Source organism: Marinobacter denitrificans, from assembly GCF_008795955.1.
Lineage (GTDB): Bacteria > Pseudomonadota > Gammaproteobacteria > Pseudomonadales > Oleiphilaceae > Marinobacter > Marinobacter denitrificans.
The window spans coordinates 1-15288 of record NZ_VMHN01000014.1 but is presented as its reverse complement, the minus strand read 5'-3'; the positions used below and the strand labels follow the sequence as shown (position 1 = coordinate 15288).

Sequence of the window (15288 nt, the reverse complement as noted above, 5' to 3'; positions counted from 1 at the left end):
CCGTGATGGGAGATAACATGTTTGGCAATACCATGTGGGCGGGGCACTGGCTGTGGATGCTGGTGATCGCCATCATCGTTGTCATCCCGGCCTGGCGTATTTGCCAGCGCACGGGTTACCCGGGTTGGATGGGCTTTCTGATGCTGGTCCCTCTGGTCAACCTCATTCTGCTCTATTTCATTGCCTTCGCCGATTGGCCGGCGGACAAGAGTGGAGGCAGCAATGGCTGAGCACCAGCACGCCCATCATCACGATCATGAGCATCATCACGAGGAATCCGGCGAACACAAGGCCAGGGATCCTGTCTGCGGGATGTCGGTGGATCGGCACACCGCGGAGCATCGAAGCCAGCACGCGGGCAAAACCTGGTATTTCTGTTCGTCTCGCTGCCAGGCCAAATTCGAAGACAATCCGGGGCAGTACCTTGGTGAGGAGCAGAAGCAGCAGGAACCGGTAGCGCCGGGCACCATGTACACCTGCCCCATGCATCCGGAAATTCGCCAGCAGGGGCCGGGTGACTGCCCTATCTGCGGCATGGCGCTTGAGCCGGAGCAGGTGAGCCTGGACGAGGGCCCGTCTGCAGAGCTTACGGACATGACCCGCCGATTCTGGATCGGACTGGTTCTGACTCTGCCTGTGCTTGTTCTCGAAATGGGCGGGCACCTGACCGGGCTCGATCACATTGTCGCCCCTCAGCTATCCAACTGGATCCAGTTGGTGCTGGCAACGCCGGTTGTCCTCTGGTGTGGCTGGCCGTTCTTTGTCCGGGGCTGGAAATCCGTGGTCAGTCGCAATCTGAACATGTTCACTCTGATCTCCATCGGCACCGGCGTGGCGTTGATCTATAGCCTGGTGGCGACCCTTGCTCCCCAGGTATTCCCTTCAGCCTTTCGGCAGGACGATGGCTCGGTTGCCGTGTATTTCGAGGCAGCGGCGGTCATCGTGGTACTGGTGTTGCTTGGGCAGGTGCTGGAGCTGCGAGCCCGGGAGAAAACCTCCGGCGCCATCAAGGCCCTGTTGGACCTGGCGCCCGCGACAGCCAGGAAACTGGACGAGGAGGGCGGGGAGTCCGATGTGTCGCTGGACCAGGTCAAGGTTGGCGACCGCCTGAGGGTTCGCCCCGGGGACAAGGTGCCACTGGACGGCGAGGTACTCGAAGGCAACTCCAATGTGGATGAGTCCATGGTGACCGGCGAGCCCCTGGCGGTCAGTAAAAAATCTGGCGACCAGGTGATTGGTGGCAGCATCAATCAGCAGGGTAGCTTTATCATGCGGGCCGATAAGGTTGGCCGGGATACCATGCTGTCCCAGATTGTGCAGATGGTGGCCAGTGCCCAGCGCAGCCGCGCCCCGATCCAGAGCCTGGCCGACAAGGTGGCGGGTTATTTTGTGCCGGCCGTGATCGTGATTGCCATTATCGCCTTTATTGCCTGGTCATTCTTCGGACCGACACCGCCTATGGCATTCGGCCTGATTGCCGCAGTGAGCGTATTGATCATTGCCTGTCCCTGTGCCCTGGGCTTGGCAACCCCCATGTCTATCATGGTGGGGGTCGGGCGGGGCGCCCAAAGCGGTGTGCTGATCCGGGATGCCGAAGCTCTGGAGCGCATGGAAAAGGTGGATACGGTAGTGGTGGACAAAACCGGCACCCTGACTGAAGGCAAGCCTCAGGTAACACAGCTGGTTACCGCCGAGGGCTTCAGTGAGGAAGAGCTGATGCGGTTTGCCGGCGGCCTGGAAAAGGGCAGTGAACATCCGCTGGCCCACGCCATTCTCGACAAAGCCAAGGCCATGAACCTGACGCTGCCCGATGCCGAGGGTTTCGATTCGCCAAATGGAAAAGGTGTGACTGGCAAGATCGAAGGGCAGCAGGTACTGATTGGCAACCGGCTGTTAATGGAGGCCGAAGGCGTTGATACCTCGGACTTTGAGTCTGAGGCCGACCAGCTCCGAAGGGATGGAGCCACCGTTATTTTTGCAGCCGTCGACGGCAAAGTGGCCGGCCTGCTGGCCATCGCCGACCCGGTGAAGGAAACCACCGAAGCTGCCATTGCAGCCCTCCAGAAAGATGGCATCCGGGTAGTGATGCTGACCGGTGATAACCGCACCTCGGCCGAGGCGGTTGCCCGAAAACTTCATATTGATGAAGTGGAGGCAGAAGTCCTGCCGGAAGACAAGGGCAAGATTGTCCAGCGCCTGAAAGACGAGGGCCGTATTGTGGTGATGGCCGGCGATGGCGTTAACGATGCGCCGGCTCTGGCAACGGCGGATGTCGGCGTTGCCATGGGCACCGGCACGGATGTCGCCATCGAAAGTGCCGGTATAACCTTGTTACGGGGCGATCTGATGGGGATTGTGGAGGCGCGTCGACTGTCTTCAGCAACCATGCGCAATATCCGGCAGAACCTGTTTTTTGCCTTTATCTACAATTCGGCCGGCGTTCCCATTGCCGCGGGTGTTCTGTATCCGTTTTTCGGCATACTGCTGTCGCCGATATTTGCGGCTGCCGCCATGTCACTGTCTTCGGTCAGCGTGATTGTGAATGCGCTGCGTTTGCGAGTGATCAAACTTGAACCGAAGCAATAAATATCTGAATCATTGGAGGTGGCCATATCATGTATGACCGCCATTGGCGGCTATCAGTAACTGGCGGTCAACGCTGCTCAATCCACCCACTGTACATCCAGCGCAGGGCGTAAAGTGATAAGGGTGGAATCAGCGACCATTGCAATAACGGAGCCGCTCCGGTTCCAGTGATTGGTAGCACCGGCATTGATTGACTGTATTGCCAGCGGTCACCTGTGCCGGTAGCCCAAGCTTCGAAAAGCACGGTTATCAGTAAGCCGACTGCCAGAAAGATCCCCAAGGTACGGCCCCGCCAGGGGCCCTGTATCCAGAAGCCATCTTTCGTTACTAAAGCAGCAGCGCCATAAGCCAAAAGCGCAATATTGGCATCGCCCACCGTAGCCCGGGTGCATAGCCAAACTACCTCTCCATGAGACGCCTCAGCCATCCCTATAAATAAAGGCACCTGGATCATTTCCCAGAGAAAGTGCAAAAAAAAGCTGACGGACCAGATCATCATAGCGAGAACCCAACCCCTGCACAGCAAGCGACTTGAATGCATTATGGAGCCCCCTATTATTTTCCGGCCAGTCAGACTTTCCGGCCTCAGTAATCTTTATGTTCGCGGAATACGCTTTGCTGCCCGTTGGCACGGAAGGCAATCACCTGGCAACCGTCCTTGCGACCGGTCTCCATACCGGGGCTGCCCCGCCATTAGAGGCCAGACGGACTGATGACTCGGAGGGTTCGTTGACCTATACCCTGGTTTAAATGCTTTTGATCCCAGGAAAGGCGGCAATCAGAATAACGAGTTTGACTATTAAGACCCGGATGAAACCTTTGATCAAGCCATACGTCAAGCTAAAGCATTGTTATTTTTTGTTGGGTGATTACGGGTTTGATTGAGATCAACGTGCCACTCTATCCGCTCCAATAATTCAGCTTGAATTCAGGTGGCTGTGCTTTGCTGGCGTGCCCCGGGGCTATCCGGGTGCGGCCCTGATCTGAAGCACCACCATGCTGGATTTTTGTGGAGGATCTGATCTTGAAACAAACGACGCAAGCCGAAAAAAGCAATGCTGAACCGGGCCCGCTGACGCCGGGTGAACTCCACGGAATGGACGCCTACTGGCGGGCCGCCAACTACCTATCGGTGGGGCAGATCTACCTGCGCGACAACCCGCTACTCACCGAACCGCTGACTCTGGAGCACGTCAAGGCGCGACTGCTGGGGCACTGGGGAACCACCCCGGGGCTGAACTTCATCTACGTACACCTGAACCGGATGATCCGGGCGCAGGATCTGAACATCATATACATCACCGGCCCCGGACATGGAGGGCCGGGCCTGGTTGCCAATACCTGGCTGGAAGGCAGCTACAGCGAGCTTTATCCGAACATTCCGCAGAACGTAGCGGGCATGCGGCGGTTGTTCAGGCAGTTCTCGTTTCCCGGTGGCATACCGAGCCACGTGGCGCCGGAAACCCCGGGCTCCATCCACGAAGGGGGCGAGCTCGGTTACTCCCTGTCCCATGCCTTCGGCGCGGTATTCGACAATCCGGAGCTCATTGCCGCCTGTGTGGTCGGTGATGGCGAGGCTGAAACCGGCCCGCTTGCCACCGCCTGGCACTCCAACAAGTTTCTCAACCCCGCCCAGGACGGCGCGGTACTGCCGATTCTGCACCTGAACGGCTACAAGATCGCCAACCCCACCGTGCTGGCGCGCATTCCCCGTGAGGAGCTGGAGAGTCTGTTCATCGGCTACGGCTACCGGCCCTATTTCGTTGAAGGCGATGAGCCCGCGCGGGTGCACCAGCGTATGGCGGCGACCCTGGATACGGTCATGGCCGAGATCCGGGCAATCCAGCACGAAGCCCGCACCAGGGGCACCGTCGGGCGCCCGCGATGGCCAATGATTATCCTGCGCACCCCAAAGGGCTGGACCGGCCCGAAAGAAGTGGATGGCCTGAAGAGTGAGGGGACCTGGCGCTCGCACCAGGTACCTTTCTCAGCGATGGCGGGCAAGCCGGAGCACCTGAAACTGCTTGAAGACTGGATGAAAAGCTACCGCCCTGAAGAACTGTTCGACCCGAACGGGGCCCTGAAACCGGAGCTGGCAGCCCTGGCCCCGAAAGGTGAACGGCGCATGGGCGCCAACCCGCACGCCAACGGCGGGCTGCTGCTCAGGGACCTGCAACTGCCCGACTTTCGCGAATTTGCCGTTGCAGTCACCAGCCCCGGCACGGAGCAGGCGGAATCGACCCGGGTTATGGGTACTTACCTGCGCGACGTGATGCGACTGAATAACGAGACGCGGAACTTCCGTGTGATGGGGCCGGATGAGACCAACTCCAACCGCCTTGGCGCGCTGTTCGAGGTGACCGACCGCGCCTGGATGGCGGAGACCCTGCCGGGAGACGATCACCTGGCGCCGGACGGCCGGGTCATGGAGATCCTCTCCGAGCACACCTGCCAGGGCTGGCTGGAGGGGTATCTGCTGACCGGCAGGCACGGGCTGTTTTCCTGCTACGAGGCTTTTATTCACATCATCGACTCCATGTTCAACCAGCATGCCAAGTGGCTTAAGGTTGCCGGTAAAGAGGTCCCCTGGCGTCGCCCCATTGCCTCACTCAACTATCTTCTGACCTCCCATGTCTGGCGCCAGGACCACAACGGCTTCTCACACCAGGATCCCGGCTTTATCGACCATGTGGTTAACAAGAAAGCCGACGTTATTCGCGTCTACCTGCCGCCTGATGCCAACACCCTGCTGTGTGTAACCGACAACTGCCTGCGTTCGCGCAACTTCGTGAATGTGATTGTCGCCGGCAAGCAGCCCGAGCCACAGTGGCTCGGCATGGACGCGGCCATCAAGCACTGTACCGCGGGTATTGGCATCTGGGAGTGGGCCAGCAACGATGAGGGCAGCGAGCCGGATGTGGTGATGGCCTGTGCCGGCGACGTGCCGACCCTGGAAATTCTGGCGGCGGTGGATATCCTGCGCCATCACCTGCCCAGGCTCAGGGTGCGGGTGATCAGTGTGGTGGATCTCATGACCCTGCAGGATCAGGCGGAACACCCGCATGGTCTGTCTCACAAAGACTTCGATACCCTGTTCACCACCGACAAACCGATTATCTTTGCCTACCACGGGTATCCCTGGCTGATCCATCGCCTGACCTACCGGCGCACCAATCATAAGAATCTCCATGTGCGTGGCTATAAGGAGGAAGGGACCACCACCACACCTTTCGACATGGTGGTGCGCAACGACATGGACCGTTTCCATCTGGTGGCAGACGTTATCGACCGGGTTCCGCAATTGGGGGCTCGAGCGGCCTATCTCAAACAGTGGCTGCGGGACCGGCTCATTGAGCACCAGCATTACATCACCGAGCACGGTGTTGATATGCCGGAAGTCACCCAGTGGCAATGGGGCGCAGCAGCAGGCTGAGGAAGTCTTCTTGTAACGAGGGCAGGACTGCGAGGAGTGTTAGCCCTTTTATCGTTAACCATGTGTAAGAGGTAACAGGGAATGGATATCAGAACGTTTCGAGAGCTGATTGACTGGACGCGGGATCTGCATGCCAATCTGGCACGTTGCATGTCCCATTGCGCGACAAAGAATGAAGAGGAAAGGGCAAGGGCGCTGTTGGACTACCTGGCAACCCATGAGTCCGAAATGGAGCGCATTGTGAATGAGTTTGAACGGCAGGGGGATGCCAAGGCCCTGGAAACCCGGGTCTACGATTATCTGTCCCATAACCCGATCAAAACCCACCGAACCTGCGACGAGCCATACGCGAAGCTTGATTTTGCGGGCATCTGCCGAGAGGTCTTCGATTTCCATGACCAGATCATTGATCTCTATAAAACCATGGCCGGAAAAGCCGAGATTCCTGAAGCACGGGAACTGCTCGAGTCGCTCCTGACCATGGAAGAAAATGAATCCATGCGCCTGGCCCGTCAGATTGGCCGCATGGACGATCTCTGAGAGTTGTTGATCCGGCAAACAGTTGTCAGTTTTGCGCAGTGAGGGATTATGGGCTCAGCCAACCAGTTAAAAGCCTTTCTGATCGGCATTGATACGCATCAGGAGCCCGTTATCTTCATGCGGGATGATTGTGAGGTGTGCCGATCCGAGGGGCTGGCCGCACGCACCAGGGTGGGCGTTACGGCAAAGAACAAATCTGTTATCGCGACCCTCAATGTGGTCTACGGCGGGACGGTTCCGGAAGGCTATGCGGGGCTTTCCAACATTGCTATGGAGCGTCTCGGCGTATCGGCTGAGGAGCTGATATCAGTCCATCATGCGCCGGTTACCCAATCGCTGAGCCTGATGCGAAAGAAAGTGTTCGGCCACGCGCTGAGCCAGGATGAATTGACCAGAATCGTCGCCGACATTTCCGAGTATAGATACAGTGATCTTGAAATTGCCTGTTTTTTAAGCGCTTGCGCCGGTGGCCGGCTGGCTTTGAATGAAATTACCGGGCTGACCCAGGCCATGGTGGACTGCGGAGAACACCTGACGTGGGAGGGTGCCACCCGGGTGTTCGATAAGCACTGCGTGGGCGGTCTCCCCGGCAACAGGACCACACCGCTTGTGGTGTCCATCGTCAGTGCGGCAGGGCTGGTCATGCCCAAGACGTCTTCCCGGGCCATTACCTCGCCTGCCGGCACGGCGGATACGATGGAAGCCCTGACGACCGTCAATCTGAAGCTGGTCGAAATCCAGCGTATCGTCAGGAACACCGGTGCCTGCCTGGCCTGGGGCGGTGCCATCAACCTCAGCCCGGCGGATGACCTTCTGATCCGTATCGAGCGGGCGCTGGATCTGGACGGTGAAGGGCAGCTCGTGGCCTCGGTTCTATCGAAGAAGATCGCTGCCGGCTCAACCCATGTGGTTATTGACATTCCGGTGGGCTCGACGGCAAAAGTCCGAAGCCGTAAGGAGGCTGACCGGCTGTCCTTCCTGTTTTCGGAAGTGGGTGCAGCCTGCGGGTTGGCTGTCCGCTGCGTTCTGACGGATGGCAGCCGCCCGGTCGGCGCCGGCATAGGGCCCGTGGAGGAGGCGCGGGATGTGTTGGCGGTGCTTCAGGGAGGGCCGGAAGCCCCGGATGACCTCAGAGAGCGTGGCTTGCTCCTGGCGGCCCATGTGTTCGATATGGCGGATAACTGCGGGCTGGAGGCCGGCCAGCAGAAGGCCCGGGACATCCTTGAAAGTGGCCGGGCCTGGGAACAGTTCCGGCGTATTGCTCAGGAGCAGGGCGGACTGAAACAATTGGGGAATGCCAGGTTCCGGCACCGGGTATTAGCCACCGAACCGGGGACCATTCAGTCTGTTGATAATCGCCGGCTAGCGCGGCTGGCCAAGCTCGCCGGTGCACCGGAGAGCCCTGCGGCCGGGTTGCGGCTGTTTGCCAACGTGGGCGATACCGTAGCGGTGGGGGACCCGCTCTACGAGTTGCTGAGTGAAAGCATCGGCGAACGGGATTACGCCCTGGCCTATGTAGCGGGTGAGGTGCCAATTTTTTCTCTTCGGACGGAGAGGTGATTATGGGCAGTAGTAGCGGGCGAGTGGTTCTGTTTTGCCTGGAAAGCCATCCCTTACGGGAAAAGCTGTGTGATCAGCTTGGCTTGGAGCAGGGTCGTCTGGAGTTTCGCAGGTTTCCCGATGGTGAGACCTACCTGCGCGTTGATACTCCGGTCAGTGGTGCCCGGTGTATCGTGTTGGCCGACTTGTCCAATCCGGACGCCAGGTACCTTGCCCACCTGTTCCTTTTCGAGACCCTTCGGGAGCTCGGTGCACGCTCGGTGGGGCTGGTCGCCCCCTATCTGTGCTACATGCGCCAGGACCGTCGTTTCCGGGACGGGGAGGCGGTCACCTCCGGTGTGTTTGCGCGATCCTTGTCGCGCCATATCGACTGGCTGATTACGGTTGACCCGCATTTGCATCGATATCACTCCCTTGGTGAAATTTATAGCGTACCCACCCAGGTTGTTCAGGGGGCGCCTGCACTGGCGGGGTGGCTCAGGGGGCAGAACGATCTTCTGCTGGTGGGCCCGGATGCCGAGAGCGAGCAATGGGTTGCCAGTATTGCAGAGGCCAGCAGTCACCCTTATGTCATCGGTGCCAAGCAGCGCCTGGGCGACCGGCGTGTCGAAGTCGCACTGCCGGATATATCTCGGTACCAGGGCCGCACAGCCATCATCATAGATGACGTCATCTCCAGTGGCCGCACGGTTGGCGAATGCGTCAAAGCGCTAAGGTCACAGGGTATGGAGGCTATTCTCTGTGCTGCGGTGCACGGCATCTTTGCCGAGGCTTCGGATCAGTATCTTTTGGGTGCGGGTTTACAGTCTCTGGTCACCACCAACACCATTCCACACAGTACCAACGAGATTGATATCAGTGAGTTGCTTGCGCCACCGATCAGGCATTTTCTCAATCAAGACAGGAGTAAGAACTGATGAATATTACGTTTCTGGGGGGCGCTGAGACGGTTACCGGATCCAAGTTCCTGGTTGAAGCGGGTGAGACACGGGTTCTGGTTGATTGCGGCCTGTTCCAGGGTTACAAGTGGCTGAGAAAACGCAACCGGCAGCCACTGCCGCTGGATATACAGTCACTGGACGCGGTGCTTCTGACCCACGCCCACCTGGATCACTCAGGCTATATCCCGGTGTTGTACAAGCAGGGTTTTCGCGGGGCGGTTTATACCCACCACGCAACCCGTGATCTGAGTGAGATCCTGCTGGCCGATAGCGGCCACCTTCAGGAAGAGGAGGCGCATTACCTCGGCCGCCATGGACTGAGTAAACATGAGGTTCCGGAGCCACTGTATGATCAGAACGATGCCGAAGCCTGTATGGAACTGTTTCAGCCGGTAGACTTTTACGAGGAGATCCAGCTTGGTGATATACGCTTCCACCTGCAGCCGGTAGGGCATATTCTCGGGGCCGCCTGCATCATTATTGAGGCCGAAGGTAAACGGATCGGGTTTTCCGGCGATGTTGGGCGGCTCAATGATATTTTCATGAAGGCGCCGGCTCCTTTGCCAGCTCTGGACATGCTGATGCTGGAGTCAACGTATGGCAATCGCCGCCATGACAGCGCGGACCCGTTTTCGCAGTTGGCAGACATCGTTAATGAAACCGTCGACAAGGGGGGCAATGTATTGATTCCGGCCTTTGCCGTGGGCAGGGCGCAGGTGTTGCAGCACATGTTAACGACCCTGATGCGGTCGGGGCGGATTCCAAAGTTGCCAGTATACCTGGATAGCCCCATGGCTATCGAAGTCTCCGGGGTTTACTGCCGCTATGAAGATCAGCACCGGCTGAGCCTTTCAGAGTGTCAGGACATGTGCGACACCGTTCATTACAGTCGTAGTGTTCAGGACTCCAAGGCGCTGGCTGACCAGGCATACCCCCACGTAATTATTGCCGGCAGTGGCATGGCAACAGGCGGACGCATACTTCATCACTTCAAACGTCTTCTTGGCGACCACCGCACAACCGTTATTTTTGCCGGCTATCAGGCCGGGGGAACACGAGGGGCCAAGATGGTTGGTGGAGCGGAGAGGGTGAAGATCCACGGTGACTGGTTCCCCGTCAAGGCTCGGCTGGAGGTGTTGAGTGGGCTTTCCGGACACGGGGATTCCGCAGAGATTGAACAGTGGCTTGCCCAGAGTGCTCTGGACCCCGAAATGCCGATTAATCTGATCCACGGTGATCCGGAGGCGCTGGAGGCGATGAGGGATCACCTGCGTCAGAACACCCGGTTTGAGGTGGATGTGGCTGGCTACCAATCCATTTTGCGTCTTTGACGATGCCCTGGCGGCCATCTTCGAGGGCGACCTGAATGAGCCGCTTGAAATCCGGCAACGACCTTGGTCGCGGCGGCTGCCAAGTGCTAGAGTGGGTGAACTCATTGGCTGGAGTGAGAGGCAGTGGCCCTGGTCCCGGCTCCAACCTGAACAATAATGTCATAAGGAGTGTTTGGTGAAATCCCAATCCTGGCTCTGGTCTCTGATAGCGGTGTTGGTGCTCGCCGGCGGTTCTTATGGGGTTTTTGTTCTGTTCGGGGAAGAGCCCTTACCTCAGGGAATCGTCTATGGCAATGGCCATATCGAGGGGCGGGAAGTGCGGATCGCGGCCGAAGTGGCCGGTCGGGTCATCGAGCACCATCTCGTGGAAGGCAGCAAGGTTTCGGCTGGCGACAGGGTCGCCGTGATCGACCCCGCCGATGCCAGAGACCGCCTGCGCTCGGCACAGGCCGAGCTGGCCGCCGCGCGGGAAGTCCGTGACGGCTTCGACAGCCAAATCACCACCTGGCGTCATCATCTCAAGAATGCTGAGAAACAACGGCAGCGGATCCGGGACTTGCGGTCCCGCAATCTGGCCAGCTCGAGTGACCTGGATCAGGCGGAAAATGCCGTCAGTGAGGCCCGGGGCCGGCTCCAGTCTCTCCAGCGGCAGAAGGATGCCGCCGAAGAACAGGTGGCTGCAAGGGCGGCGCAGGTGGCGCTGGCTGAATCGCAACTGGACAAAGCGGAGGTTGCCGCGCCCCTATCCGGAACCATACTGATCCGGGCGGTGGAGACGGGAGAGGTTGTCGATGCCGGCCAGCCGCTGGCCACAATGGTGAACCTGCAGCAGCTCGAACTCAAGGTCTATGTCCCCGGCGATGTCGTCACCCGGATCAGTCTCGGGGATCCCGCCAGAATCCGCGTGGACGGTTTGCCCAGGGACTTTTCCGCCGAAGTCGGCCGAATCGATGATTTCGCCCAGTTCACCCCCCGCGATGTCCACATGCCCGACGAGAGAGTTCGGATGGTCTATGGCGTTACCCTGGTGCTGGATAACCCGGCCGATGCTCTGAAACCCGGTATGCCGGCGGATGCCTGGATTCGCTGGGACCCGGACGCCGAGTGGCCAGCGACCCTCTCGGTTCCGGCACGCTGAGCCGTCATGTCTTCCCCGGAACCCATCGTCGCCAAGGGCCTTGGCCGCCAATTCGCAGACAATGTTGTCATCGAGCCACTGGATGTTTCGGTTGATCGCGGCCAACGAGTGGGCATTGTCGGTGCTGATGGCGCTGGCAAGACGACGCTGTTACAGATGTTGGCCGGCATCCTCGACCCCACCGAGGGGGAATGCCGGGTGCTGGGCTTCGATACCCGCCGCGGGGCCAAGCAGATTGCTGCCCGGATTGGCTATATGTCCCAGGGGTTTACGCTTTACGATCGACTCAGCGTCAAGGAAAACCTGAGATTTGCCGCTCGCATCCGGGATGTGCCCGACGAACTCTATCGGGAGCGTTCAGAGAGGTTGCTAACCATGTCGGGGCTGGGCCGCTTTACAGACAGGCCCGCAGCCAAGCTGTCCGGTGGCATGCGGAAAAAGTTGTCGCTATGTACCAATCTGGTCCATGAACCGGAGCTGCTGATCCTTGACGAACCGGGGCTCGGCGTCGACCCCCTGTCCCGGCGGCACCTCTGGGCCATGCTCGACCGTTTCCGGGCGCAGGGCCTTACCATGGTTGTGGCCACCTCCTACATGGACGAGGCGGAACTCTGTGACAGAATACTGCTGCTCGAACAAGGCCGCGTTCTCGCGGATGGGTCGCTGGAAGAGTTGCTGAGGCCCGCCGCCGGAAGGGTGTTCACTGTAAATGCTGGAAATACCGGACGAGGCTTGCGGGAGTTGTCCGGCATCCTGGCTCACATTGAAAGCGTCCATTCAGTGCAGTGGTTGCCGGATCACCTGCGACTGGTGATGAACGCGGACATCGCTGAAAACCAGCTCGCCGAGTTATTGCCCGCGGGAACCCACCTGGCGGCGGCCGAGCCCCGGCTCGAGGACCTGTTTGTGCTGCGGACGGAGAAGAGGACCGGCGAGCAGCAGTTTCCGGAATTGGCCCGGCAAGACAGGGGAAAAGAGGAAGGGCTGGTGGCCACCGGTCTGAGCGTCCGCTTCGGCCATTTCAAGGCCGTTGACCGGGTGAGTTTCGAGGCGCCATCTGGCGAACTGCTTGCCTTGCTGGGGCCCAACGGGGCGGGCAAGACGACTCTGATCAGGGCCTTGTGCGGGCTGGTGGCCATCGATGAGGGCAGCGCCCGGGTAGCCGGGGTGAGCTCCGGTGGGGGTAGCACCGCATTGCGCCGGCAAATTGGTTATATGTCCCAACGGTTTTCACTCTATCTGGAATTGACCCCCTGGGAAAATCTCCGCTTCTTTGCCAATGCCTACGGCCTTGCCGGAGGCGCGGCGCGGGCTGCGATCGACTGGGCCAGGGAAGTAACGGGGCTGACAGACATTCCCGACAAGCTCACCGGTGATCTTTCAAGTGCCTTGCGCCAGCGTCTGGCGCTGGCCTGCAGCCTGCTTCACCGGCCCCGGGTGCTGTTCCTTGATGAGCCCACCTCGGGTGTCGATCCCGTCGCCCGGTACCGTTTCTGGCGGGTTATCCGTGAGCTGGCCGCCAGCGGTATGACCGTGCTGGTCACTACCCATTACCTGGAGGAAGCGGCCTACTGTGATCGTCTCGCGTTAATGCTGGACGGGCGGCTGCTCGCACACGGTAGCAGATCATCGCTGAATCATTCGCTCGGCCTCGAAGCCGACGCCACGGTGGAGACGCTCTTCACGGCGGCCATAGAACAGGCGGGAACGGCCAATTCCCGGGCGCTGGGACCATGAAGGCTCATCGGCTTGGAGCCCTCATCGTCAAGGAAAGTCGCGAGCTGATTCGCGACCCGGTTACCGTTGCGCTGGCCGTGATCATGCCGCTGATCATGCTTTTTCTGTTCGGTTATGCGGTCAATCTGGATGTGGAACAGGTTGCCGTGGGCATTTACGATCTGGACAACACGCCGGCAAGCCGCGACCTGACAGCCCGTTTCGACAGCTCGCGGTATTTTCAATTAGAGCAGAAAACGACCGATCTCCGCGATCTGGAGTCGGCACTGCAAAGCTCGACCATCAGCATGGGCGTGGTGATTCCAGCCGGCTTTGCCCGGCAACTGCTCAGAGGCGACGAGGCGCCTGTCCAGGTGATCGTGGACGGCGGCTATCCTGTTCTGGGTCGATTGGCATCGGCCTATGCCGAGGCGGTAATCGCAAATTTCCCCGCCCCGCGTCAGAGCGCCGTCCGGGTCCAGGCCAGGGTCTGGTTCAATCCCTCCCTGCGCAGCGTCAATTTCGTCATCCCCGGATTATTCGCCGTGATCCTGATGGCGTTCCCACCCCTGTTGACCGCCCTGGCGATCGTGCGTGAGAAAGAGACCGGTACGATCGAGCAGATCTATGCATCGCCGGTCACCTCAACCGAGTTTGTTGTCGGCAAGCTGGTGCCCTACGGTCTGGTGGCTTTCCTGGAGATTCTTATGGTCATGGTGGTGGGGTTTGCCTGGTTTCAGGTCCCCATTGCCGGCAGCCCCATACTGCTGCTGACGTCAGCTTTCGTTTATGTGCTGACCACGGTGGGTATCGGCCTGTTGGTTTCATCGCTGGTCCGTACCCAGTTGGCGGCCATGTTGATAACGCTGATTGTCACCTTGATGCCGTCGTTTTTGTTTTCCGGCTTTCTGTTCCCCCTGTTCACCATGCCTCTTGCCCTGCAACTGTATAGCTGGCTTTTCCCTGCCGGTTATTTTATGGAAATCTCCCGGGGCATCGTGTTGAAATCAGCCGGCCTTGAAGCCGTTCTGCCGAATCTGATGATGTTGATCGTCTATACGGTCCTGGTATTTGTCTTCGCGGCTTGGCGAATGAAGCAGAAGGTGGCCTGATGGGAATTGCCTTATTTGGTTTGTTGCGCAAGGAGCTCGTGCAGTTCTTTCGTGACCGGTTGATACTGACCCTGATACTTTGGCTTTACACCATTGAAGTCGTCATTTGTGCCGTTGCGCTCAGTTTTGATGTAAGCCACCTGCCCCTGGCGGTGGTGGACGAGGATCGCAGCGCCTTGAGTCGCTCGTTGATCCAGAAATTTGCGGTGAGCGAAACCTTCGACCTGAAATTTCAGGAAACCCGTGTGGCAACCGCCACTGACCTCCTGGAGAAAGGCGATGCCACCATGGTGTTGGTCGTTCCCGCCGGGTTCGAAGGTGCTCTTCTCGCTGGCAAGAGTGCTCAGCTCCAGTTGCTCCAGGACGGCACCAATTCCAACATTGCCGCCAATGCCGTCAATGATGCTCTGCAGATCGTCCAGCGCCAGGAGCGCGAAGCGCTCCCTGCTGCCGGGAAGAAGGGGGGCGCGGTACCCCTCATCCGTATCTGGTATAACCCCGATCTGACAACATCGGGTTTTATCGTGTTATCGATGATTGCTCTGGCCGGCATGATGGTGGGCGTTATTCACCCGGCCGCCTCTATTGTCCGGGAAAAGGAGCGAGGCACTATCGAGCAGCTGCTGGTGACGCCCATTTCCACCCTGGAACTGTTCCTGGCCAAGGTCACACCCACGCTGATCATGGGCGTACTGTCCATCTTTCCGAGTTTGGTGATTGTCAGAGTCTTTGATGTGCCCCTTCAGGGCAGTCTGCTTTTATTTCTGGTGCTGACCGCCATCTTTTTGCTCAGTGCGATTGCGCTGGGCGTACTGATTGCCGCCTACAGCCGGACCCTTCAGCAGGCGTTGCTGCTCTCCTTTTTCGGACTTTTCCCGCTGATGTTCCTGTCGGGCAGTCTGACGCCGGTAGAAGCCATGCCGGCTTTCCT

Annotated in this window: 12 protein-coding genes; 11 read left to right on the top strand and 1 reads right to left on the bottom strand. The window is 59.1% G+C overall.

All coding sequences use genetic code 11. The annotated features are described in order from the left end of the window. Positions 1-2 precede the first annotated feature (2 nt). Together FO268_RS21815 and FO268_RS21810 are read left to right on the top strand one after the other, a co-directional pair. Positions 3-230, top strand: coding sequence for a DUF805 domain-containing protein (locus FO268_RS21815; RefSeq protein WP_075195217.1), 228 nt, complete (start codon positions 3-5; stop codon positions 228-230). Beyond that, positions 223-2586, top strand: a complete 2364-nt coding sequence (locus tag FO268_RS21810) for a heavy metal translocating P-type ATPase (RefSeq protein ID WP_150995316.1) — start codon at positions 223-225, stop codon at positions 2584-2586. The genes FO268_RS21815 and FO268_RS21810 overlap by 8 nt, the downstream gene beginning before the upstream one ends. Positions 2587-2653: 67 nt before the next feature. On the opposite strand, the gene FO268_RS21805 is transcribed toward FO268_RS21810, so the two are convergent. Then, positions 2654-3085, bottom strand: coding sequence for a hypothetical protein (locus tag FO268_RS21805; protein ID WP_191967031.1), 432 nt, complete (start codon positions 3083-3085; stop codon positions 2654-2656). Between the two features lie 525 nt (positions 3086-3610). On the opposite strand from FO268_RS21805, the gene FO268_RS21795 reads away from it, so the two are divergent. The 9 genes from FO268_RS21795 to FO268_RS21755 form a co-directional block, all read left to right on the top strand. Next, positions 3611-6019, top strand: a complete 2409-nt coding sequence (locus tag FO268_RS21795) for a phosphoketolase family protein (protein ID WP_191967030.1) — start codon at positions 3611-3613, stop codon at positions 6017-6019. An 81-nt stretch (positions 6020-6100) separates the two neighbouring features. Beyond that, entirely contained in the window at positions 6101-6559 is a 459-nt protein-coding gene (locus tag FO268_RS21790; RefSeq protein WP_150995315.1) for an ATPase, read from the top strand. Between the two features lie 48 nt (positions 6560-6607). Continuing rightward, positions 6608-8119 carry a thymidine phosphorylase family protein gene (locus tag FO268_RS21785; protein ID WP_150995314.1) on the top strand — a complete coding sequence of 504 codons (1512 nt, stop codon included), beginning with the start codon at positions 6608-6610 and terminating at the stop codon, positions 8117-8119. A 2-nt stretch (positions 8120-8121) separates the two neighbouring features. Continuing rightward, on the top strand, positions 8122-9036 hold the full coding sequence (locus FO268_RS21780) for a ribose-phosphate diphosphokinase (RefSeq protein ID WP_191967029.1): 915 nt from the start codon (positions 8122-8124) through the stop codon (positions 9034-9036). Beyond that, positions 9036-10391, top strand: a complete 1356-nt coding sequence (locus FO268_RS21775; protein ID WP_150995312.1) for an MBL fold metallo-hydrolase — start codon at positions 9036-9038, stop codon at positions 10389-10391. The genes FO268_RS21780 and FO268_RS21775 overlap by 1 nt, the downstream gene beginning before the upstream one ends. A 175-nt stretch (positions 10392-10566) precedes the next feature. After that, a complete protein-coding gene (locus FO268_RS21770; RefSeq protein ID WP_191967028.1) occupies positions 10567-11529 on the top strand; it encodes an HlyD family secretion protein in 963 nt (320 codons plus the stop codon). Positions 11530-11535: 6 nt separating this feature from the next. After that, entirely contained in the window at positions 11536-13266 is a 1731-nt protein-coding gene (locus FO268_RS21765) for an ATP-binding cassette domain-containing protein (RefSeq protein ID WP_075195127.1), read from the top strand. Further along, the gene (locus tag FO268_RS21760; RefSeq protein ID WP_150995310.1) at positions 13263-14357 is read left to right on the top strand and encodes an ABC transporter permease; all 1095 of its coding nucleotides are present in this window, start codon (positions 13263-13265) and stop codon (positions 14355-14357) included. Before FO268_RS21765 ends, FO268_RS21760 begins: the two co-directional genes overlap by 4 nt. Then, positions 14357-15288, top strand: a 932-nt coding sequence (locus FO268_RS21755; protein WP_150995309.1) for an ABC transporter permease, incomplete at its 3' end; no start/stop codon positions are given. The genes FO268_RS21760 and FO268_RS21755, both read left to right, overlap by 1 nt.

What these genes read in the sequence shown, in the direction of transcription:
- FO268_RS21810 (WP_150995316.1), top strand. Translation starts at nt 223, where the DNA reads ATGGCTGAGCACCAGCACGCCCATCATCACGATCATGAGCATCATCAC.
- FO268_RS21805 (WP_191967031.1), bottom strand. Translation starts at nt 3,085, where the DNA reads ATGATGATCTGGTCCGTCAGCTTTTTTTTGCACTTTCTCTGGGAAATG.
- FO268_RS21790 (WP_150995315.1), top strand. Translation starts at nt 6,101, where the DNA reads ATGGATATCAGAACGTTTCGAGAGCTGATTGACTGGACGCGGGATCTG.
- FO268_RS21785 (WP_150995314.1), top strand. Translation starts at nt 6,608, where the DNA reads ATGGGCTCAGCCAACCAGTTAAAAGCCTTTCTGATCGGCATTGATACG.
- FO268_RS21780 (WP_191967029.1), top strand. Translation starts at nt 8,122, where the DNA reads ATGGGCAGTAGTAGCGGGCGAGTGGTTCTGTTTTGCCTGGAAAGCCAT.
- FO268_RS21775 (WP_150995312.1), top strand. Translation starts at nt 9,036, where the DNA reads ATGAATATTACGTTTCTGGGGGGCGCTGAGACGGTTACCGGATCCAAG.
- FO268_RS21765 (WP_075195127.1), top strand. Translation starts at nt 11,536, where the DNA reads ATGTCTTCCCCGGAACCCATCGTCGCCAAGGGCCTTGGCCGCCAATTC.
- FO268_RS21760 (WP_150995310.1), top strand. Translation starts at nt 13,263, where the DNA reads ATGAAGGCTCATCGGCTTGGAGCCCTCATCGTCAAGGAAAGTCGCGAG.